Source organism: Shimia sp. R11_0 (assembly GCF_017744035.1).
GTDB classification, from domain to species: Bacteria; Pseudomonadota; Alphaproteobacteria; order Rhodobacterales; family Rhodobacteraceae; genus Shimia; species Shimia marina.
This window is the reverse complement of the sequence record NZ_JAGHQY010000001.1, coordinates 793,667-813,436: the sequence shown is the minus strand read 5'-3', so window position 1 is coordinate 813,436 and position 19,770 is coordinate 793,667. Positions and strand designations below refer to the sequence as shown.

Sequence of the window (19,770 nt, the reverse complement as noted above, 5' to 3'; positions counted from 1 at the left end):
GCATGCTGCACGAATGACAGGTTCAATGAAAATCCCGGCTTGGAAACAGGCGTTTCGCTTGATCTCGGGGATGCATGGCGCGGGCGGGGTAGCGTGTTTTTTTTGGGGTATCGTCGGTGCGGGGGCCTTCGGTGGTTAGGGCTTCTGGCTCCGGGTGTCCCAATTCAAACAGCTTATGCGACATGTCCTGAATGTCCTGCGCGATCAAATGCATGACAATGCCTTCACGTTGCAGGTATCCTGTGACACGTAGCAGCCGCCCGCCCATCACAATACGCCGGAAGCGTTCATAGACCTTGGGCCAAACCACAACATTGCTGACACCGGTTTCATCTTCCAGTGTCAGGAAGATCACTCCAGAGGCTGTGCCCGGGCGCTGTCGGGTGATAACGAGGCCGCAAACGCTATAGCGGCCCAGAGCGATATTCGGCAATGCGGCATGTGTGATGAGACCGGGAAGCTTGGGGCGTAGAAGTTCCATAGGATGGGCGCGCAGGGTCAAACGGGTCGACACGTAGTCTTCCACCACTTCCTCACCCAGCTGCATATTGGGTAACTGCACATCTGGTTCATGGATGGTTTCCCCATCAATCGGATCATTGAACAGCGGCAAGGGTTGCGGGCTTTGGATGGCCTTAACTTTCCAGAGCGCATCCCGGCGGGTAAACCCCGTATCCGAGAAGGCATCTGCCTCTGCCAGACGCGTCAGAACATCCAAACGCACGCCTGCTCTTAGCCAGAGCGCTTCGGGGTCTGGGTATCCATTGCCGCGGGCAGCAACGATCCAATTGGCATCCTCTTCCTTAAAGCCCTTGATCTGGCGAAACCCTAACCTAAGTGCCAAAGCGCCATCAGGACGGCGTTCTAATGTGTTGTCCCAGTCCGAGTGGTTCACGCAAATCGGGCGGGTTTCAACCCCGTGTTCGCGGACATCCCGCACGATCTGGGCTGGGGCATAAAACCCCATGGGCTGAGAATTTAGCAAAGCGCAGGCAAAGATCGCTGGGTGATGGCGCTTCAGCCAGGCCGAAACATATACCAGCATGGCAAAAGCGGCGGCGTGGCTTTCGGGAAAGCCGTAGTCGGCAAAGCCTTCGATCTGGCCAAAACAGCGTTCGGCCACGTCTTGTGAATAGCCATTTTTTAACATGCCGGCGATGAATTTGTCGCGGTATTTGCCAATGGTGCCCATGCGTCGGAACGAGGCTAGAGAGCGGCGCAGATGGTCTGCTTCTTCTGGTGTGAAGCCCGCGCCCACAACGGCAATTTGCAAGGCCTGTTCCTGAAAGAGAGGGACGCCGAGTGTGCGTCTGGTCACCTCCTCCAGAGCGGGGCCAAAAGGTTCTGGCTTTTCCAGCCTGTTTCGGCGCCGGATATAGGGCTGCACCATATCGCCCTGAATGGGGCCGGGGCGGACGATGGCGACCTCAATCACCAAATCATAGAATTCTTTCGGTTTCATCCGGGGCAGGAAATTCATCTGGGCTCGGCTTTCCACCTGAAACACCCCAATCGCATCCGCCCGACAGAGCATCTTATAGGTGGGCTGATCGTCTTGCGGAACCGAAGCAATACTGAGGGTCTCGCCCTCATGCTGATGCATCAGCTCAAAGGCCTTGCGGATACAGCTGAGCATGCCCAAGCCCAGCACATCCACCTTAAGGATGCCCAAGGCATCAATGTCATCTTTGTCCCAGCAAATGACTGTGCGATCTTCCATGGCGGCATTTTCAATCGGGGCCAATTCATCCAACCGCCCAGCAGTGATGACAAAGCCCCCCACATGCTGCGACAGGTGACGGGGGAAGCCGATGATTTCTCCAATCAAGCGGATGGTTTGCATCAAACGGCGGTCATTTGGATCAAGGCCAAGTTCACGGATGCGGCCCAGATCAACGCCACCATTGGTCATGCCCCAGATTTGCCCTGACAGTCCCGCGGTCACATCTTGGCTTAACCCCATGGCTTTGCCGACCTCGCGAATGGCTGCGCGGGTGCGAAAGTGGATCACGGTGGCGCAAAGCCCGGCGCGGTGACGGCCGTATTTTTTATAGATCCACTGGATCACCTCTTCTCGCCGCTCATGTTCAAAATCGACGTCAATATCAGGCGGCTCGCCCCGGTGTTTGGACACAAAACGCTCAAAAACCATGGCGATCATATCCGGGCTGACATCGGTGATGCCCAAGAGATAGCAAAGGATGGAATTGGCCGCAGAGCCGCGCCCCTGACATAAGATGCCCTGGGATTTGGCGAATTGCACAATGTCATAGACGGTCAGGAAATAGGCGGGGAAATTTAGGTCTTTGACCACGGCCAGCTCTTTTGCCATCAGCTTAAGCGCCCGATCCGGCGGGCCGTCCGGGTAGCGGCGCTTCAATCCCTCTTTCGCCAGACGCTCCAGACGTTCCTGCGGTGTTTGCTCATCGGTGTCTTCATGCGGGTATTCATAGGATAATTCGCTCAGATCAAAGCTGCACTTGTCTGCAATTTCCAATGTGCGCCGCAGGGCGGCTGGATGCGCGTGAAACACCCGCGCCATATCGTTTCCTGCCTTCAGGCGGCGCTCACCATTGGGCAGCGCGCGGGTGCCGATCTGATCAATGGTGATATGTTCGCGCATACAGGTCAGTATATCGGCAAGCTGTCGGCGACTGGCGCGGTGCATCAGCACATCCCCAATAGCAACCATCGGGGCCGAGGCCCGTTGCGCCACCTGTGCGCAGGCGTTCAGATAGGCCTGATCGCTACCATCATAGCGAGGGGCAGCTCCCATGAAGACATGGCCCGGAAAATGGCGGGCAAGACTTCGAATATCTGCAATCGCTCCCTTCAGTGACACCTGAGGCAGTGCAATCAAGATCATGCCTTTACAGGACGCAATCATATCTTTGCTATAAAGAAGACACTGCCCTTTTTCTGTTCGCCGTTTGCCCAAAGTCAACAGGCGTGTCAGCCGTTCATAAGCTGCGCGGTCGCGCGGCAAAGCGACCCAATCCACCGTACTGTCCTGCACTTCCAGGCGACAACCGACGATCAGTTTGGGTAACTTCGTCGCCTTGGGGGCTTCTAAAGGGCTATGCTGGCCGACATTTTGACGCGACGATGAATCCATCCGCTGATGGGACCGGATTTGAAGGGGCTCCTGTGTTTCTCGTTTAAGTTGCTTCAGCGCAGTCCAGGCACGGACAACACCGGCAAGTGAGTTTCGATCCGTGATCGCAAGTGCGGACAGCCCCAATTCTGCGGCGCGTGCGATCAGTTCTTCGGGGTGGGAGGCTCCGGTTAAAAAGGTGAAATTCGTGGTGATGCACAGCTCAGCATAGTCCTGCCCCGGTATACGGGGCCCCAGCATGTCGTGTTGGAACGCCTCAGCCGGGCGGTGAGTACGGTTGACTTCAATCATGCGAATTCCCCTTGCACGAACCAACCCGGATTTTGTGGGGTGTAGAACAGCCAAAGCCTGCGGCCCTGCGTGGTCTCCACCCGCCAATAATCGCGCAGCCCAGAGCGCCAGTTCTCATCTTCAAGCCACCATTCAGGGGCGATACGTTCAGGCCCGGTGGCGCGGCCTGTGGTCAGATACATGCGCCGCCAGCGGAACCGTTTCGGGGGCTGCACGTCTGTTCCGACAATCGGTTCCGGTGGAAAAAGGCTGATCGGACGTGGTTGCAGGTTGCTCCAACCGGTTGCAGGTTCAGAATATGCGGTCGGGGCCATGATAAAACTACGTTCTGGTATATGGCTGTCAGCCGGTAGAAAACGCAGGATATTTTCCAACCCAATCCGCGTGCCCAGCCGCGAGATCAGATCATCCAGCTTATCTTTACCCCCATCTGAGACATGGCTGATCTGTTGCACGGGCAGGCGTTCCGCCTGTGTCGCCTCCAGTCTCAGCATATCGATGCCAAAGCCCGCATCGATTTCGGACAAACCACGTTCAAAGAGGGGTAAAATGCGAGGGGCATCACGCAGTGGTCGGGCTAGGCGCAACTTGACCTGCTGGTGCCCCTGATCCACGCGGCGCAGGGACAAGCAGAGGTACCGCGCACCCATTTCCTGAGATTTAAGTTTACTGCAAAGTTGATGCAAAAGCCGTTCAGTGCCTGCCATGACATCCGATAGCAGGCCAATCGGCTCTGGCAGGGTCATGCGCACGGCATAATGGGGTGGCGGAATATGGGGTGAAACCTCTTCGGGCTGATCGCCCAAGGCCTGATCCAATCGTCGTAAAAGCGCGGGACCAAAGCGCCGATTAAGCGGCGCGCGGGCGGTCTGTACCAGCTCTCCAATCTGACGTAGCCCAAGCCGCTGCAAGGTGGTCGACATCTGTTCGTCAATCCGCAGGGCTGCAACGGGTAAGCCACTTAAGGCTGCCAATGTCTGTCCGCTTTGAGCAATCCCTTCACCATAATGCGCCAACGCCCAGGCTGCGCCCCGCGTATCGGCCAGACCAATCTGCACGGATAATCCTGCGCGCATTAGGCGGCTGCGCATATCTGCCAGCATGACATCTTCGCCGCCAAAAAGATGGGCTGATCCAGTGATGTCCATCACAAGCCCGTCCTCTCCTTCTAGTCCCACCCAGGGGCAGTAGCGTGTGGCCCATCGGCACAGAAGTTGGAGAAACCGTTGATCCTGTTCAGGGTGTGCCACGCTACTTTGCAGATCAGGGCAAAAGGCGCGAGCATCTGCATAAGACATGCCCGGATGCAGCCCCTGTTGGCTTGCCGCCAGATTGAGGCAGTAAATCCGATTGGCGTTCTGCTGTTTGAGTGTCAACACAAAAGGGGCTTCGACCGGACAGCGCCGTAGAACCCGATCACTTGCGAGGCGCGGGAACCATAACGAGACGACGCGACGCTGTATCCCATCGAACATAAAAGACACCCAGTGTTCCTATTTTGTTCTTTATAAGTTCCCACCGATGTAGAGTCGAGTCTTCGGGGGAGAATACGGGGGTACAGCGCCAACGTGTCTCCGCCGCATTGCTACCCATCTCTTCAGGAATAATGGCCAGCCCTGTGGACATTCCACCCCGCGCAGCCAATTGCAATCGCCGTCCTTCCGTCAAACCCAACGGCTTATTCAGAGACATGACCACCAGCGATACAGCGCCAGAGCGCAAGGCCTCTTCTGCAACGGCAAGTGTCTCGGACTGATTTTTGGTGTTGCAGACTGTGAGTGCCGCAGGCTCCACGAAATCGGCAAACCCAGTTGGATTGATGTGTGTCGTATCCCAGTTTCCGCGGATCCACATTTTATTGCCACCCAATCGCGCCGCTAGGGCAAGCGCAAAAACAAATGCGCCCGTGCCGCAAACCTCATGAGTGCGGGATATGGCGGGCGGGAAAAATGGGACTTCGGCATTTTGCATGGCTAAAATGTAGTGGGAAACAGTGGGGCCAAACAATACCGGACCTTGGTAGACCGCAACGAAAGCTCACTTAGTCCACTCACCTGCCTTCGAGACCACCAGCCAAACACCGCCCTGCTGACGGCCCCAAAAAATCTCCCGTCGAGCGCCATATAGCTATGACGCTCGACGGGCTTTCCTTGCGCGTCTTTACTGCGCCGCCTCTGCCGCTGCGCGGATGGCGCGGATGTTGTCGCCGTAAACCTGCGGCTGATCGACAGAGCCGCCTTTGAACACGGCAGAGCCCGCCACTAGGACATCTGCGCCCGCTGCGGCCACCAAAGGCGCGGTCTCGGTGGTCACGCCACCGTCGATCTGAATGTGGATCTCACGATCGCCGATCATCTCACGGCAGCGGCGGGTTTTCTCCACGCCGGAATGGATGAACTTCTGCCCACCAAAGCCGGGGTTCACCGTCATGATCAGCACCATATCCACCAGATCAAGCACATGTTCGATGCTTTCCAGCGGTGTGCCGGGGTTCACAGCCACACCGGCCTTCACACCCTGCGCCTTGATCGCCTGAATGGTGCGGTGAATATGCGGGCCGGCCTCCACATGGGCGGTGATCATATCTGCGCCCGCCTCAGCATAGGCTTCGATGTAGGGGTCCACCGGCGCAATCATCAGATGCACATCCATGAAGGTCTTCACATGCGGACGGAAGGCTTTCACAGCGGGGGGACCAAAGGTCAGGTTCGGCACAAAATGCCCGTCCATCACATCCACATGCACCCAATCGGCGCCCTGCTCTTCAATAGCCCGGATTTCCTGCCCGAAGTTGGCAAAATCTGCCGAGAGAATGGATGGGGCAATTTTGATGCTGCGATCAAAGCTCATGTCTGGCTCCCTCTCCGGCTGTGCCGGGAACTGAAATGATGCAGGCCACGCACGGCCTGCCTGCCAAATCGCCCAGTTGCAGTGCGATTCGAAACTGGCGGCAAAATGCCTTTGCAGGGGCCAAAACACAATCCGGCATCCCTCCCCCGACCAACATTCCAAAATCGCCCATCTTTTCATCAAAAATCAAAAATGCGCCCAAAACATCGACGCCAAAATCTCATCTCGCCCAAAAATAAGGCACGCGACCTTTCTGATCCGCGCAACCAATGCAAGCCGTTAAGAAACCCACTGCCGTTTTCGGAGAAAGTGCCATCACCGCGCTCACGCATATATCTTGTCCGGAGGCTGCCCCAGAGGCCGCCAACACGCCTTCAACTCCGGCACAACCCCGCGCCATTGGCACGGCACAGATCCGCAGCAAACAGCGTAATGGCAAAACGGTTCTGGACGATCTGCGCCTGTCCGGGTCAAGCCGTGTGCTCTTTCCTCATGCAAACTACGCGCGCGGTCGCAGTGCAAACCTTCAGGCCGTGTTGCTCAATACCGCAGGCGGCATCACCGGCGGCGATCGTTTTGACGTTGCTGCCGCAGCGGGCGCCAACAGCCATCTCACCCTCACCACACAGGCCGCCGAGCGCGCCTATCGCAGTATTGACCCAAAACCCGGCACTTTGGACACGACGCTGACCCTTGAGGAGAACGCACGGCTCGATTGGCTGCCACAGGAAACCATCCTGTTTGAAGGCGCTTCCCTGCACCGCAGTCTGACGATCAACATGGCCCCAAACGCGCGTTTCCTGATGGTCGAACCGGTCATATTTGGCCGCACCGCCATGGGCGAAACCCTGCAATCAGCGCATATTTTTGATCGCGTGACACTGCACCGTCACAATCGTCTGCTCTTTGCAGATCGTGTCAAACTGTCCAACACCGTTCAGGCCCATCTCGATCGCCCCACCATCGCAGGAGGGGCACGTGCCATGGCCACTGTGCTGCTGGCGGCCCCGAATGCCGACCGCCATCTCGACGCCCTACGCGCGCTCCTGCCAGAGACAGGCGGGGCCAGCGTGATCCGCGATGGCCTGCTCTTCGCCCGTATTCTGGCCGCAGACAGCTACGCGCTGCGCCAGTCCCTCATTCCCGCGCTCACGCTTTTGCACGGCGCTGACCTTCCTAGAACATGGATGCTTTGACCACATGCAACTGACCCCTCGTGAAAAGGACAAACTGCTGATTGCCATGGCCGCCGAAGTGGCCCGCAAGCGTTTGGACCGTGGCGTAAAACTCAACCACCCCGAAGCCATCGCCCTGATCACCGACGCGGTGGTCGAAGGCGCGCGCGATGGGCGCTCCGTCGCCGATCTGATGCAATCGGGCGCACAGGTGATCACGCGTGCGCAATGCATGGAGGGCATCGCCGAGATGATCCACGAGGTGCAGGTTGAGGCCACATTTCCCGATGGCACCAAGCTTGTGACCGTCCACAACCCGATCCGCTGAAGGAGACCCCATGCACCGTTTCGCCGCAACCATGGACGCCGCCCTCACGCCACATGATCCGCCCGGTCTCTGGGCGCCTCTGTCTTCCGGCCTCGCAGTGTCGGCTGGCCTCACTTTTCTGATTTGGAACTTGCAATGATCCCAGGTGAACTCATCCCCGCAGACGGCACATTGACGCTCAATGAAAACGCCGAAGTCACCACATTGATGGTCGCCAACACCGGCGACCGGCCCATTCAGGTGGGCAGCCACTATCATTTTGCCGAGACCAACCCCGCATTGGAATTTGACCGCGCCGCCGCTCATGGCCTGCGTCTGGACATCGCCGCCGGTACTGCCGTGCGTTTTGAGCCCGGCCAAAAACGCGAAGTGCATCTGATCCCGGTATCAGGCGCGCGCCGCATCTATGGATTTAATCAGAAAGTCATGGGGCCGCTCTCATGACATAACCTCAAGGAGATTTCGATGACGCCGATTGCAACAAGCTCCATCACAGCCTCGCTGAGTGGATTCCTCTTTATGTCTCGGATGGTTGAGCGCCAGATGCGCACATCCCATGCCATGACGCGCGCTTTCATGCGCTCCATGATGCTGCCCGCCACGCAGCCACCGCAATTCGCCTCTTCACAGTCTTCTGCCGCCACAGCGGTCGATGCCAAGCCCGTCACGCCAGTCAAATCCCCCCCCAAAAAATCCAACACAGCCAAACCCTCTGCGAAAAAAGCGGCAAAAGCGCCGAGCAAGTCCCGCAGCAAAGCCCCCAAGACGGCCCGCACAACCACGACAAAGACCACCAGCAAATCCGCTCCAAAACCGCCTGCACCAGCTTCAAACGTCACCGCCAAACCTGCCGCAAGCGAACCGGTGTTCAAAACCACTGCGACCAAAACCACTGCGACCAAAACCAAAACAGCGCCCAAATCGCCCTCCAAGCCCAAGGCAACACAAACAAAGGCGGTGAAAGTGGACACACCGGCGACACCCACGACGGCAAAAACAGCGACCGCAGACGCAACCGTCACAAAACCCGCCGCCCCCGCCGCACCAGCGGCTCCAGAAAGTGCACCCAAGAAGGCCACGCCTGCCAAAGCCAAAACCACCGCTCCGAAAAAAGCTGCACCGCCCAAAGCTGCGCCCACCAAGACGACCAAAGCCGCAACACCCACGGCCTCTGCTCAGACAGACGCCCCCGCCAAGAAAACCACGCGACAGCCGTCCAAGCCCCCGGCCATGCCCGCTGCCGCGAAACCCAAAAAGACCCCCTGAGCGCGCCTCCCGCCCTCAGCGCAACCAAAGAGACCTCAACAGATGCCTGCGAAAATCTCCCGTTCTGACTATGCCGCAATGTTTGGCCCCACCGTGGGCGACAAGCTGCGCCTTGCCGACACCGATCTGATCATTGAAATCGAGCGGGATCTCACAGCCGAACGTGCGGGCAACGGCAATGCGCTGGCCTATGGCGAAGAAGTCAAATTTGGCGGCGGCAAGGTGATCCGCGACGGCATGGGCCAGGCCCAGACCACCCGCGCCGAAGGCGCTGTGGACACGGTCATCACCAACGCGCTGATCGTGGATCACACCGGCATCTACAAGGCCGATGTGGGCCTCAAAGACGGGCGCATCGCCAAGATCGGCAAGGCAGGCAACCCAGACACCCAGCCGGGGGTGGACATCATCGTGGGCCCCGGCACCGAGGCCATCGCAGGAGAGGGCAAAATCCTCACCGCAGGCGGCTTTGACAGCCACATCCATTATATTTGCCCGCAGCAGATCGAGGATGCGCTGCATTCCGGCCTCACCACCATGCTTGGCGGCGGCACCGGGCCTGCGCATGGCACGCTGGCCACCACCTGCACCCCCGGCCCTTGGCACATTGGCCGAATGCTGCAATCTGCCGATGCCTTCCCAATGAACCTCGCCTTTGCGGGCAAAGGCAACGCCTCGCTGCCTGCGGCCATCGAAGAACAAGTGAAGGCCGGTGCCTGCGCGCTCAAACTGCACGAAGACTGGGGCACCACGCCCGCCGCCATTGATTGCTGCCTTTCGGTGGCGGATGCCATGGACGTGCAGGTGATGATCCACACCGACACGCTCAACGAATCTGGCTTTGTGGAAAACACCGTGGCCGCCATGAAAGGCCGCACCATCCACGCCTTCCATACTGAGGGCGCAGGCGGCGGCCACGCGCCGGACATCATCAAGATCTGTGGCGAAGAGCATGTGCTGCCCTCCTCCACCAACCCCACACGGCCCTTCACCGTGAACACCGTGGATGAGCATCTCGACATGCTCATGGTCTGCCACCACTTGGACAAATCCATCCCCGAGGATGTGGCCTTCGCCGAGAGCCGCATCCGACGCGAGACCATTGCCGCCGAGGACATCCTGCATGACATGGGCGCGTTTTCGATCATTGCGTCCGACAGTCAGGCCATGGGCCGCGTCGGCGAAGTACTGATCCGCACCTGGCAGACCGCTGACAAAATGAAGAAACAGCGCGGGCGTTTGCCCGAAGAGACCGGCGAGAACGACAACTTCCGCGTCCGCCGCTATATCGCGAAATATACCATCAACCCCGCCATCGCCCATGGCATCGCCCATCAGATCGGCTCGATTGAAGAAGGCAAACGCGCCGATCTTGTGCTCTGGAACCCGGCCTTCTTTGGCGTGAAACCGGAAATGGTGCTGATTGGCGGCTCTATTGTCTGCGCCCAGATGGGCGACCCCAACGCCTCCATTCCAACGCCCCAGCCGGTCTACTCCCGCCCGATGTTTGGCGCCTATGGCCGCGCGGTGGAAAACGCCGCCGTGGTGTTTGTGTCGGAGGCCGCACAGGCCGAAGGCATCGGTGCCTCGCTGGGACTGGCGAAAGACACCATCGCCGTTCAGAACACCCGCAACATCGGCAAATCCCACCTCAAGCTCAATACCGCCACCCCCGAGATCGAAGTGCATCCAGAGACCTATGAGGTGCGCGCAGACGGCGAATTGCTCACATGCCAGCCCGCCGAAGTGCTGCCCATGGCCCAGCGCTACTTCATGTTCTGATCTACCACATGCCCAGGACGCCCCATATTCACGTGCTGCATTGCAGCATACGCAAGACCGCTATGACGAAAGACCCTCTGCAAATGTCAGCTCAACTGACCCATATTCAGTGCCAAGGGAGGACCAAAGGTTTACAGCAAACTGAGGTTCAAAATGGCACTGACCGACACACATTCATCCGCCCCGCTCTCGCTGGGCAAAATCCTCGCCGCTCCCTTTGTGGCGATTGGCAACTTTCTCGTCGCCATGATGGAAAACAACAGCCGCGTGCAGCATGTTCAAGCCCTGAACGCGCTGAGCGATGCCGAGCTGGCCGAACGTGGCCTGAAGCGCGACGACATCGTAGCGCATGTTTTCCGCGACATGATGCACGTCTGAGCAAAACGCCGGGGGCGCGGCCATGACCACGCTGCCCACTGCACACCGCTATCATAGCCATGGTCACGCCGCCGCCTCTGGACGCGTGGCCCTGACATACGAAGACCGTTTCCTGCGACGCAAAACTCTTCTGACGGAGGAGGGCACGCGCATTCTGGTCGATCTGCCCAAAACCACGTCACTGGATCATGGCGGCGTCCTGCTGCTGGAAGATGGGCGCGAAATCACCGTCATCGCCGCCGCCGAGCCGTTGTTGCAGGTCACGGCAGAGCATCTGCCCCGCATCGCATGGCATATTGGCAACCGACACACCCCCTGCCAGATCGAAGACACCCGCCTGCTGATCCAGCCCGATCACGTGATCAAAGACATGCTTCATCTTCTGGGTGCCACGGTGACCGAGGTGACAGAACCCTTCACCCCCGAAGGCGGCGCCTACGGCCACGGCCGCACCCATGGTCATGACCACAGCCACCCGCACGCACACGACCACGCACAGGATCAAAGCCATAATCATGATGGGGCACACAGCCACGCTCATGACCACTGATCCCATTCTGACCTTGGCCCAATGGCTCTCTCCGGCCTATCCGGTCGGGGCCTTCACCTACAGCCACGGGCTGGAGGCACTGGTAGACGCCGGAATTGTCTGCGACGCAACAAGCTTCAGTGCCTGGCTGCAAGACACCCTGTCTTTTGGCGCAGGGCAGAATGATGCCATCCTGCTGGCCCATGCCCACCGCGCCGAAGACCTCAGCACGCTGACCGAGCTGGATGACCTGGCCCGCGCTCTGGCGCCCTCCGCCGAACGCTTGCTGGAAAGTGAGCAACAGGGCGCGGCCTTTGTGCGCACCGTTGCCGCCATTCATGATCTGGACCTCACCACACTGACCTACCCCATCGCCGTGGGCCGCGCCGCACGTCTGCAGAACCTGCCTCTGCCAGACACCGCACGGCTGTTTCTGCATGCCTTTGCCGCCAATCTCACCTCTGCCGCCACCCGCCTTGTGCCGCTGGGCCAGACCGAGGCACAGGCGGCCCTCACCGCCCTGACGCCGCTCTGCCAGCAGATCTCGGATCAGGCGCTTTCCCAACCGCTGGAGGCCATCGCGGCATCAAGCTTTGTCGGCGACATCGCCTCCATGCGTCATGAAACCCAATACTCAAGGCTGTTTCGCTCATGACCTCTTCTTCCGCTCCCTCCCCCAACGGCCCATCCCCCAACGGCCCGCTGCGCATCGGCATTGGCGGCCCGGTCGGCGCTGGCAAAACCACGCTCACCGCCAATCTCTGCCGCGCGCTGCGCGACAAGCTTTCCATCGCCGTGGTCACCAATGACATCTACACCCGCGAAGACGCCGAAGAGCTTATGCGCCAGCAGGTGCTGCCGCTGGAGCGTATCAAAGGCGTGGAAACCGGCGGCTGTCCCCACACTGCCATCCGCGAAGATGCCTCCATCAACCTCGCCGCGATTGACGCGCTGACCAAAGAGATCCCCGATCTCGACATCGTGCTGATTGAATCCGGCGGCGACAATCTCTCCGCCACCTTCAGCCCCGAGCTCGCAGATCTCACCATCTATGTGATTGACACAGCCGCAGGCGAGGAAATCCCCCGCAAAGGTGGCCCCGCCATCACCCGCTCCGATATTCTCATCATCAACAAAACCGACCTCGCACCTTACGTGGGGGCCTCCCTTGAGGTCATGGAACGCGACGCAAAGAAAATGCGCGGCCCCCGCCCCTTCCTCTTCACGTCCCTGCGCCACAGCAAAGGGCTGGAGGCGCTGCTGCCCCTGATTGGTGAAATCGGCGGCGTGCCAGCTCTGATGGAAACCTGAAACCGCAACGCAGCCACACCGCGCCTGCCTGCGTCTGATCAGGAAATTTTCCCGCAAAATCCGCAATCCCGCGTCCTCTTGACCAAAATATCCCCGCCGGAGGCTCCCGTCGCTTCAACCCGCGCCCCATTGGCGCTAAGAGCGATGCACAAGCAACCGGCGGACTTTTTCGATGATCACGCTCAATAATGTCTCTGTCTCCTTCGGGGAGCGTGTCGTTCTCAACAGCCTCTCCCTGACGCTGACAGAACGCCGCATTGCCGTGATCGGTGCCAATGGCTCGGGCAAATCCACCTTTGCCCGGCTGCTCAACGGGCTGGCCCTCCCCACCTCTGGGGAGGTGATCGTGGATGGGCTCAACACCGCCAAGAAAGGCCGAGAGCTACGCCGCAAGGTGGGCTTCGTCTTCCAAAATCCCGACAATCAGATCGTCATGCCCGTGGTGGAAGAAGACCTCGCCTTCGGGATGAAAAACCTTGGGTTTTCCAAAGACGACATCGCCGCCAAAACCGACGAAATTCTGGCCCGCTACAACATGAGCGATCTGCGCGAACATCCCGCGCATCTGCTGTCGGGCGGTCAGAAACAGCTCATCGCCATCTCCGGCGTGCTGGTGATGGATCCCGCGATTGTTGTCATGGATGAGCCCACCACATTGCTGGATCTGCGCAACAAACGCCGCGTCGCCCGCGCCGTGGCCGCCCTGCCGCAGATGGTCATCACCGTCACCCATGATCTCGACCTCATCACCGATTACGACCGCGTCATTGTCATCGATGAAGGGGGCGTTTTTGCCGATGGTCCCCCCGCCGAGGTGATCGCGGCCTATCAGGAGCTCATGGCCTGATGCTCGATCTCTATTCTCCCGGCACATCTGTGCTGCACCGCCTATCCCCCGGCGTCAAAATGCTGAGCATGGCTCTGGGCGCCACGCTGTTGTTTCTCAACCAGAGCCTGCTGATCACAGCCGCAGCAACCCTCGGCATTCTCGCCCTCTACCCCGTGGCGCGGCTCCCCCTGACGAAAGCCGCGGCCCAGCTCCGCCCGCTTCTGGTGATCTTCGCGCTGTTCTTTGCAGTACAGTGGTATTTTGAAAGCCTCACACTGGCCGCCTATGTGGTGCTGCGTCTGGCCGCTTTGATCCTTCTGGCCAGCCTCGTCACCCTCACCACCCGATCCAGCGATATGATCGACACGATGACACGCGGCTTGCGCCACCTGAAACCCCTTGGCGTGCACCCCGAAAAAGTCAGCCTCGCCATCTCGCTCGCACTGCGCTTCATTCCTGTTCTGGCACAGATCACAACTGAAGTGCGCGAAGCCCAGAAAGTGCGCGGTCTGGAGCGCTCCGTGATTGCCGTGGCCATGCCCATGGCCATTCGCGCAATCAAGATGGCGGACGATATTTCCGATGCCATCGATTCCAGAGGATATCGTTCCTAAGTTCCCCCCAAGAGCGCCCCGTCGCCTTGCTCCGCGCCGGAAGGGTTTCTAGCCAGCCTCAAATTTCAGATCCAAGACCCTCGCTCACGGAACACAAAATGACCACCAAAGACATCGTCTACATCGCGCTTTTTGCCGCCCTCACCGCCGCTCTGGGCCTGATGCCTCCGATCCATTTCGCAGGCGCGGCCCTGCCGCCCATCACCGCCCAATCGCTTGGTGTTATGCTGGCTGGTGCCGTGCTGGGGGCCAAACGTGGCGGCTTTGCGCTGCTCCTCTTCATCGCGCTTGTGGCGGTCGGCCTGCCGCTGCTTTCCGGTGGTCGCGGTGGCTTTGGTGTCCTGCTGGGCACCTCCGGCGGCTTCCTGCTGGCATGGCCCTTCTGTGCCGCGCTCATTGGCTACCTGATTGAAAACGATTCTGCCGCAGGCACTGTGAAAACCGGTGTCTACGTGGCACTTGGGGGCATCGCTCTCATGTATGCCGCTGGCATTCCGTGGATGGCCTTCATCGGCAAGCTCGGCCTTGGCAAATCTCTCTCCATCATGGTGGCCTATGTCCCCGGCGATCTGGTAAAGGTGGTTCTGGCGACACTCATCGCCCGCGGCCTGCGCCGCGCCTACCCCAACCTCTGAGGACGCGTTTGCCCCTACGCCATGCATTAGATCATCACGCCCGCCAGCGCCCCGATGCGCTGGCGGTTGCCCTGTCTGGCACCCGTCTCAGCTACGGCACCCTCTACAATCGCATCAAGCGCCTGCACGCGGCCCTCTGCGCCCTGCCACAACAGGCCCGCCCAGATCTCCCTCTGCCAGACGGCGCACGCAATTTTGCGCTCTCCATCGGCAACCACCCCGAAGCCCCCACGCTTCTGGCCACCGCTCTGGCCACCCCACATGTGGTCACCCTGTTGGATCCGCAATGGCCCGACCGGTTGCATCAGCGCGTTCTGGCCAAACTGCCCCCCGACGTGTTGTTCTGCCTGTCAAGCCAGACCGGGCTGATCGACACGGCTGCGCGCCTGGGCATCCCTGCCATCGCTGTTGACACCGCAGCCTTTGCGGCCTTTCTGCAAGCGCCACAGGACATCCCTTTCACCAATCCACGCGACATCTTTATGGTGGGTTTCACCTCCGGCACCACCTCTGAACCCAAAGCCTTCGCCCGCGCGCGCCACAGTTGGCGCGCCTCGTTGGATGCCAGCCGCCTCGCCTTTGCCCTCACAGAGCACAGCAACACCTTCGCCCCCGGCCCGCTGTCCCACGGCATCACGCTCTACGCCCTTGCCGAAACACTCGATCTCGGGGCCAGCTTCCACGCCCTGCCAAAATTCGATCTCAGCGCCGCCCACAAAGCCATGGCCGAAACCCGCCGCATCGTCGCCGTGCCCAGCCTGCTGGGCGCGCTCTGCCGCGACGCACCACAACAGCAGATCGTCGAAATCACTACAGCCGGGGCCAAGCTCGACCCGGCGCTGCTGACAAAGGCCCGTCAGCATTTCCCCCGCGCCCGTGTGCATGAGTACTATGGTGCCTCCGAGCTTGGCTTTGTCAGCCTCAACACCCACGGACTGCAAAGTTCGTCAGCCCCACCTTACTCCGTTGGTCGCCCCTTTCCCCATGTGGAACTGTCCCTGCGACAGAATGGCGAAGAGGTGCCTCAGGGCACCCCCGGCACCATCTTTGTGCGCGGTGATCTGGCGATTGATGGCTATCTCTGGGGCGGGCGCACCTCCGGCTTTCGGCGCGAAGGCCCCTGGGCCACGGTTGGGGATGTCGGCAAGCTCAACTCAGACGGCAGCCTCAGCCTCTTGGGGCGCGAAGGGGGCATGGTCATCACCGCAGGCCATAATGTCTACCCTCAGGAAATCGAAACCGCCCTTGCAGACATCCCTGGCATTGACGCCGCCGTGGTCTTTGGCCTCGCACATCCCTCCCGGGGGCAGGAGCTCATCGCGATCATTCAGGGCGATGCCGCACTGGACGAACTCAAATCACAACTCTCCATCCGCCTGCCGCGCTACAAACTGCCACGCCACATCTACCGCCTCTCCGAATGGCCCCTGACCAGTTCCGGTAAACCAGATCGTGGCCGCCTGATGTCCTGGCTGCATGAGAAAGATCCCCGCCTTGTCTCCGCTACCGGGTGATCTGCCCCCAGATCACCAGCCGGTGATCATCGCCGCACAGCGCAGCGCCATCGGCCGCGCGGGCGGCATATTTGCCTCTCTGGATGTGGAATACCTCGCCGCGCCGGTGATGCAGGCTGTGCTGGCAGAGGCGCAGATCAGCCCGAACCAACTGGACGATGTGATCCTCGGCAATGCCGCTGGCCCCGGTGGCAATGTCGCCCGCCTTTCAAGCCTGCATGCGGGCTTTCCTCCCTCCATTCCCGGCGTCACAGTGGATCGCCAATGCGGTTCCGGTCTTGAGGCCGTGATGATGGCCTGTCACCTCATCATGGCGGGTGCAGGCACCACCTATCTCGCAGGCGGCGTGGAAAGCCAGAGCCGTGCGCCCCTGCGCAGCCTGCCCGCCAGCGGCACATTGCCCGCGCACAGCTACACGCGCGCACGCTTCTCTCCTGACACCATCGGCGACCCAGAAATGGGCGCTGCCGCCGACACGGTCGCCAAACAGTTCGACATCTCCCGCACCCGTCAGGATGCCTTCGCCCTGCGCTCTCAGCACCGCGCAATAGAAGCCCGCGCCGCTGGGCGTTTCACCGCAGAAATCACCCCCGTCGCAGGCCAAACCACCGACGAATGCATCCGCGAGACCATGACCGCCGCGCGCCTTGCTCGCCTCCGCCCAGCTTTTACCAAAGACGGCACTGTCACCGTGGGAAACGCCTGCCCTCTCAATGACGGCGCAGCGGCCCTGTTGATCACTACAGCCGCCAAGGCCCGCAGCTTGGGTCACACAAACGCTCTCGCCTATATCGGTGGCGCAGCGGCGGGCGTAGATCCCAACATTCTGGGTATTGGCCCCGTCGCCTCCACCCGCAAACTGCTTAAGCACCACCCAAATCTACGCCTCTCCGATCTCACCCATCTGGAATTCAACGAAGCCTTCGCCGCACAGGTGCTGGCCAGCCTTGACGCGCTGGAGATCAACGAGACCCTGCCCAACCCAGACGGCGGCGCCATCGCACTTGGCCACCCATTCGGAGCCTCCGGTGCCATCCTTGTGGTGCGCCTGTTCAGCCAACTCATCCGCCAAAACGCCCCAGAAGACGCACGCGCCATGGCCATGATCGGCATCGGCGGCGGCCAAGGTCTCACCGCCGCCTTCCAACCCATGCGCCTGTAAGAAAACAAAAACGGGGCCGCGCTGCGACCCCGTCTCTCATCTCATATCAGACGCGCTTACTCGTCTTCATCATCCAGCATCCGCACCGCCCCAAGCGAGGCGTTGGACACGTGCTGCGCATAAACCTTCAGAGCTTTGGACACCGCACGAGGGCGTCCCTCGGCTTTCCAGAACTTCTTGTCCGCCTGCGGATGGTTGTCACGGCGGCGTTGCAGCTCTTCGTCGCTCACATCCAGATGAATGGTCCGGTTGCGCACGGAAATGCGGATCTTATCGCCATCTTCCACCAGACCAATCACGCCCTTCTCTGCCGCTTCCGGCGAGGCGTGGCCAATCGACAGGCCCGCGGTGCCGCCAGAAAAACGTCCATCGGTCAGAAGCGCACAGGTGTGATCCAGTTTCTTGGATTTCAGATACGCCGTTGGATAGAGCATTTCCTGCATACCCGGCCCACCTTTCGGACCTTCATAGCGGATCACCACAACGGAATAAGGCTGAACCTCATTCTGCAGAATGCCGTGCATCGCATCTTCCATGGATTCAAAGACTTTGGCAGTGCCTTCAAACTCATACATCTGTTTGATCACACCGGCAGTCTTGAGGATACAGCCCTGCTCCGCGATATTGCCAAACAGCACACAAAGCCCGCCTTCCTCGGAATAGGCATTGGCAAAGTCGCGCACGCAGCCATCTTCCACGTCCAGATCCAGCTCAGTGTACATCCGCGACTGGCTGAAGGCTTCGGTGGTGCGCACGCCGCCGGGAGCCGCGATGAACAGATCGCGCGCTTCGTTGCCCGCGGTTTCGCGGCGTACATCCCATTTGTCGATGAATTCACCCACGGTGCGCTCATGCACGGTGGCGCAATCCCGGTGGATTTTGCCTTCACGCTCCAGCTCGCCCATGATCCGCGCAATACCACCTGCCCGGTGCACATCTTCCATGTGGTACTTCGGTGTCGAGGGCGCCACTTTGCTCAGATGCGGGATCTCACGGCTCAGACGGTCCATATCCGCCATGGTGAAATTTACGCCCCCTTCATGGGCAATCGCCAGAAGGTGCAGAACGGTGTTGGTGGAGCCACCCATGGCAATATCGAGCGCCATGGCGTTTTCAAAGGCTTTGAAGGTCGCGATGCCACGTGGCAACGCGGTCTCGTCACCTTCTTTGTACCAACGATCACAGAGCTCGATGATCTTGTGCCCAGCTTCTTCAAACAGCCCACGGCGTTTGGAGTGGGTCGCCAGCAGCGAGCCATTGCCCGGCAGCGCCAGACCCAGCGCTTCGGCCAGACAGTTCATGGAGTTTGCGGTGAACATACCAGAGCAGGAGCCACAGGTCGGGCAGGCAGAGCGTTCCAGCTTGTCCACTTCTTCCTGGCTGCGGTCTTCATCGGTCGCGCCCACAATGGCGGTCACGAGGTCGGCCTTATGCTCGCCATCTTTCAGGATCACCTTACCCGCTTCCATCGGGCCACCGGACACAAAGATCGCCGGAATGTTCAGGCGCATCGCCGCCATCAACATCCCCGGCGTGATCTTGTCACAGTTGGAAATACACACCAGCGCATCCGCGCAATGGGCATTGGCCATATATTCCACAGAATCCGCAATCACTTCGCGCGAAGGCAGGGAATAGAGCATCCCATCATGCCCCATGGCAATGCCATCATCCACCGCAATGGTGTTCATCTCTTTAGCGACACCACCGGCTTTCTCAATCTCACGCGCCACGAGTTGGCCCATGTCCTTGAGATGCACGTGACCGGGCACAAATTCGGTAAAGGAGTTGACTACAGCCACAATCGGCTTGCCAAAATCCTCGGTTTTCATACCCGTCGCCCGCCATAGCGCGCGCGCTGCCGCCATCCGGCGACCGAATGTGGAAGTCTTGGACCGAAGATCTGGCATCTGTTGCACTCCTGCAGATTGGCTTGTGCGCCCATGTAGCGCCCTTTGCATGTCTGAACCGCACGCGTGCCATTCAAGGGG

The 19,770-nt window shown here is 59.9% G+C and carries 21 protein-coding genes; 15 read left to right on the top strand and 6 right to left on the bottom strand.

The window, feature by feature from the left end; genetic code table 11:
• Nucleotides 1–22: 22 nt before the first annotated feature.
• The 4 genes from J7382_RS03735 to rpe all read right to left on the bottom strand — a co-directional run bounded on the left by J7382_RS03735 (nt 23) and on the right by rpe (nt 6,256).
• Complete coding sequence (locus J7382_RS03735; RefSeq protein WP_209067236.1) at nt 23–3,406, bottom strand: error-prone DNA polymerase; 3,384 nt, start codon at nt 3,404–3,406, stop codon at nt 23–25.
• Nucleotides 3,403–4,881, bottom strand: coding sequence for a DNA polymerase Y family protein (locus tag J7382_RS03730; protein WP_209067597.1), 1,479 nt, complete (start codon nt 4,879–4,881; stop codon nt 3,403–3,405). The genes J7382_RS03735 and J7382_RS03730 overlap by 4 nt, the downstream gene beginning before the upstream one ends.
• A complete protein-coding gene (locus tag J7382_RS03725; RefSeq protein WP_209067599.1) occupies nt 4,823–5,377 on the bottom strand; it encodes a hypothetical protein in 555 nt (184 codons plus the stop codon). The genes J7382_RS03730 and J7382_RS03725 overlap by 59 nt, the downstream gene beginning before the upstream one ends.
• 189 nt (nt 5,378–5,566) lie before the next feature.
• On the bottom strand, nt 5,567–6,256 hold the full coding sequence (gene rpe / locus J7382_RS03720) for a ribulose-phosphate 3-epimerase (protein ID WP_209067233.1): 690 nt from the start codon (nt 6,254–6,256) through the stop codon (nt 5,567–5,569).
• Between the two features lie 35 nt (nt 6,257–6,291).
• Here rpe and J7382_RS03715 point away from each other — a divergent pair, with 35 nt between their 5' ends.
• The 5 genes from J7382_RS03715 to J7382_RS03700 are packed head-to-tail and all read left to right on the top strand — an operon-like array spanning nt 6,292 to nt 8,203.
• On the top strand, nt 6,292–6,495 hold the full coding sequence (locus J7382_RS03715; protein ID WP_209067231.1) for a hypothetical protein: 204 nt from the start codon (nt 6,292–6,294) through the stop codon (nt 6,493–6,495).
• A gap of 30 nt (nt 6,496–6,525) precedes the next feature.
• Nucleotides 6,526–7,452, top strand: a complete 927-nt coding sequence (locus J7382_RS03710; RefSeq protein WP_209067228.1) for an urease accessory protein UreD — start codon at nt 6,526–6,528, stop codon at nt 7,450–7,452.
• A gap of 4 nt (nt 7,453–7,456) precedes the next feature.
• Nucleotides 7,457–7,759 (top strand): urease subunit gamma, encoded by a 303-nt coding sequence (locus tag J7382_RS03705; RefSeq protein ID WP_058241170.1) that lies wholly within the window; start codon nt 7,457–7,459, stop codon nt 7,757–7,759.
• 10 nt (nt 7,760–7,769) lie between these two features.
• The gene (locus J7382_RS20075) at nt 7,770–7,898 is read left to right on the top strand and encodes a hypothetical protein (protein ID WP_262975170.1); all 129 of its coding nucleotides are present in this window, start codon (nt 7,770–7,772) and stop codon (nt 7,896–7,898) included.
• Entirely contained in the window at nt 7,895–8,203 is a 309-nt protein-coding gene (locus tag J7382_RS03700) for an urease subunit beta (protein ID WP_058241169.1), read from the top strand. The genes J7382_RS20075 and J7382_RS03700 overlap by 4 nt, the downstream gene beginning before the upstream one ends.
• On the opposite strand, the gene J7382_RS03695 is transcribed toward J7382_RS03700, so the two are convergent.
• Complete coding sequence (locus J7382_RS03695) at nt 8,176–8,925, bottom strand: hypothetical protein (protein ID WP_209067226.1); 750 nt, start codon at nt 8,923–8,925, stop codon at nt 8,176–8,178. The genes J7382_RS03700 and J7382_RS03695 overlap by 28 nt on opposite strands.
• A 142-nt stretch (nt 8,926–9,067) precedes the next feature.
• Between J7382_RS03695 and ureC the strand changes: the two genes are divergently transcribed.
• The 10 genes from ureC to J7382_RS03645 all read left to right on the top strand — a co-directional run bounded on the left by ureC (nt 9,068) and on the right by J7382_RS03645 (nt 17,779).
• The gene (gene ureC / locus J7382_RS03690) at nt 9,068–10,807 is read left to right on the top strand and encodes an urease subunit alpha (protein WP_209067223.1); all 1,740 of its coding nucleotides are present in this window, start codon (nt 9,068–9,070) and stop codon (nt 10,805–10,807) included.
• 153 nt (nt 10,808–10,960) lie between these two features.
• Entirely contained in the window at nt 10,961–11,185 is a 225-nt protein-coding gene (locus J7382_RS03685) for a DUF1127 domain-containing protein (RefSeq protein WP_083499099.1), read from the top strand.
• Nucleotides 11,186–11,207: 22 nt separating this feature from the next.
• On the top strand, nt 11,208–11,735 hold the full coding sequence (gene ureE / locus J7382_RS03680; protein WP_209067221.1) for an urease accessory protein UreE: 528 nt from the start codon (nt 11,208–11,210) through the stop codon (nt 11,733–11,735).
• A complete protein-coding gene (locus tag J7382_RS03675; RefSeq protein ID WP_209067595.1) occupies nt 11,725–12,369 on the top strand; it encodes an urease accessory protein UreF in 645 nt (214 codons plus the stop codon). Before ureE ends, J7382_RS03675 begins: the two co-directional genes overlap by 11 nt.
• On the top strand, nt 12,366–13,025 hold the full coding sequence (gene ureG / locus J7382_RS03670; RefSeq protein ID WP_209067220.1) for an urease accessory protein UreG: 660 nt from the start codon (nt 12,366–12,368) through the stop codon (nt 13,023–13,025). The genes J7382_RS03675 and ureG overlap by 4 nt, the downstream gene beginning before the upstream one ends.
• A 172-nt stretch (nt 13,026–13,197) precedes the next feature.
• The gene (locus tag J7382_RS03665; protein ID WP_209067219.1) at nt 13,198–13,872 is read left to right on the top strand and encodes an energy-coupling factor ABC transporter ATP-binding protein; all 675 of its coding nucleotides are present in this window, start codon (nt 13,198–13,200) and stop codon (nt 13,870–13,872) included.
• Nucleotides 13,872–14,468: an energy-coupling factor transporter transmembrane protein EcfT gene (locus J7382_RS03660; protein ID WP_209067218.1), complete on the top strand. Its 597-nt coding sequence runs from the start codon at nt 13,872–13,874 to the stop codon at nt 14,466–14,468. Before J7382_RS03665 ends, J7382_RS03660 begins: the two co-directional genes overlap by 1 nt.
• A 98-nt stretch (nt 14,469–14,566) precedes the next feature.
• Entirely contained in the window at nt 14,567–15,103 is a 537-nt protein-coding gene (locus J7382_RS03655) for a biotin transporter BioY (protein WP_209067217.1), read from the top strand.
• An 8-nt stretch (nt 15,104–15,111) separates the two neighbouring features.
• A complete protein-coding gene (locus J7382_RS03650) occupies nt 15,112–16,617 on the top strand; it encodes an AMP-binding protein (RefSeq protein WP_209067216.1) in 1,506 nt (501 codons plus the stop codon).
• Nucleotides 16,598–17,779 carry a thiolase family protein gene (locus tag J7382_RS03645; RefSeq protein WP_209067215.1) on the top strand — a complete coding sequence of 394 codons (1,182 nt, stop codon included), beginning with the start codon at nt 16,598–16,600 and terminating at the stop codon, nt 17,777–17,779. The genes J7382_RS03650 and J7382_RS03645 overlap by 20 nt, the downstream gene beginning before the upstream one ends.
• Before the next feature lie 56 nt (nt 17,780–17,835).
• Here the strand turns inward: J7382_RS03645 and ilvD are convergent, their stop codons facing one another.
• Complete coding sequence (gene ilvD, locus J7382_RS03640) at nt 17,836–19,689, bottom strand: dihydroxy-acid dehydratase (protein ID WP_209067213.1); 1,854 nt, start codon at nt 19,687–19,689, stop codon at nt 17,836–17,838.
• Nucleotides 19,690–19,770: the final 81 nt, after the last annotated feature.

Excerpts from the sequence above, each read along its gene's own strand:
- J7382_RS03710 (WP_209067228.1), top strand. The coding sequence starts at position 6,526 with ATGCAAGCCGTTAAGAAACCCACTGCCGTTTTCGGAGAAAGTGCCATC.
- ureC (WP_209067223.1), top strand. The coding sequence starts at position 9,068 with ATGCCTGCGAAAATCTCCCGTTCTGACTATGCCGCAATGTTTGGCCCC.
- J7382_RS03700 (WP_058241169.1), top strand. The coding sequence starts at position 7,895 with ATGATCCCAGGTGAACTCATCCCCGCAGACGGCACATTGACGCTCAAT.
- J7382_RS03735 (WP_209067236.1), bottom strand. The coding sequence starts at position 3,406 with ATGATTGAAGTCAACCGTACTCACCGCCCGGCTGAGGCGTTCCAACAC.
- ureE (WP_209067221.1), top strand. The coding sequence starts at position 11,208 with ATGACCACGCTGCCCACTGCACACCGCTATCATAGCCATGGTCACGCC.
- J7382_RS20075 (WP_262975170.1), top strand. The coding sequence starts at position 7,770 with ATGCACCGTTTCGCCGCAACCATGGACGCCGCCCTCACGCCACATGAT.
- J7382_RS03675 (WP_209067595.1), top strand. The coding sequence starts at position 11,725 with ATGACCACTGATCCCATTCTGACCTTGGCCCAATGGCTCTCTCCGGCC.
- J7382_RS03715 (WP_209067231.1), top strand. The coding sequence starts at position 6,292 with ATGATGCAGGCCACGCACGGCCTGCCTGCCAAATCGCCCAGTTGCAGT.
- ilvD (WP_209067213.1), bottom strand. The coding sequence starts at position 19,689 with ATGCCAGATCTTCGGTCCAAGACTTCCACATTCGGTCGCCGGATGGCG.
- J7382_RS03730 (WP_209067597.1), bottom strand. The coding sequence starts at position 4,881 with ATGTTCGATGGGATACAGCGTCGCGTCGTCTCGTTATGGTTCCCGCGC.
- J7382_RS03685 (WP_083499099.1), top strand. The coding sequence starts at position 10,961 with ATGGCACTGACCGACACACATTCATCCGCCCCGCTCTCGCTGGGCAAA.
- J7382_RS03660 (WP_209067218.1), top strand. The coding sequence starts at position 13,872 with ATGCTCGATCTCTATTCTCCCGGCACATCTGTGCTGCACCGCCTATCC.
- J7382_RS03665 (WP_209067219.1), top strand. The coding sequence starts at position 13,198 with ATGATCACGCTCAATAATGTCTCTGTCTCCTTCGGGGAGCGTGTCGTT.
- rpe (WP_209067233.1), bottom strand. The coding sequence starts at position 6,256 with ATGAGCTTTGATCGCAGCATCAAAATTGCCCCATCCATTCTCTCGGCA.
- J7382_RS03705 (WP_058241170.1), top strand. The coding sequence starts at position 7,457 with ATGCAACTGACCCCTCGTGAAAAGGACAAACTGCTGATTGCCATGGCC.
- ureG (WP_209067220.1), top strand. The coding sequence starts at position 12,366 with ATGACCTCTTCTTCCGCTCCCTCCCCCAACGGCCCATCCCCCAACGGC.
- J7382_RS03725 (WP_209067599.1), bottom strand. The coding sequence starts at position 5,377 with ATGCAAAATGCCGAAGTCCCATTTTTCCCGCCCGCCATATCCCGCACT.
- J7382_RS03655 (WP_209067217.1), top strand. The coding sequence starts at position 14,567 with ATGACCACCAAAGACATCGTCTACATCGCGCTTTTTGCCGCCCTCACC.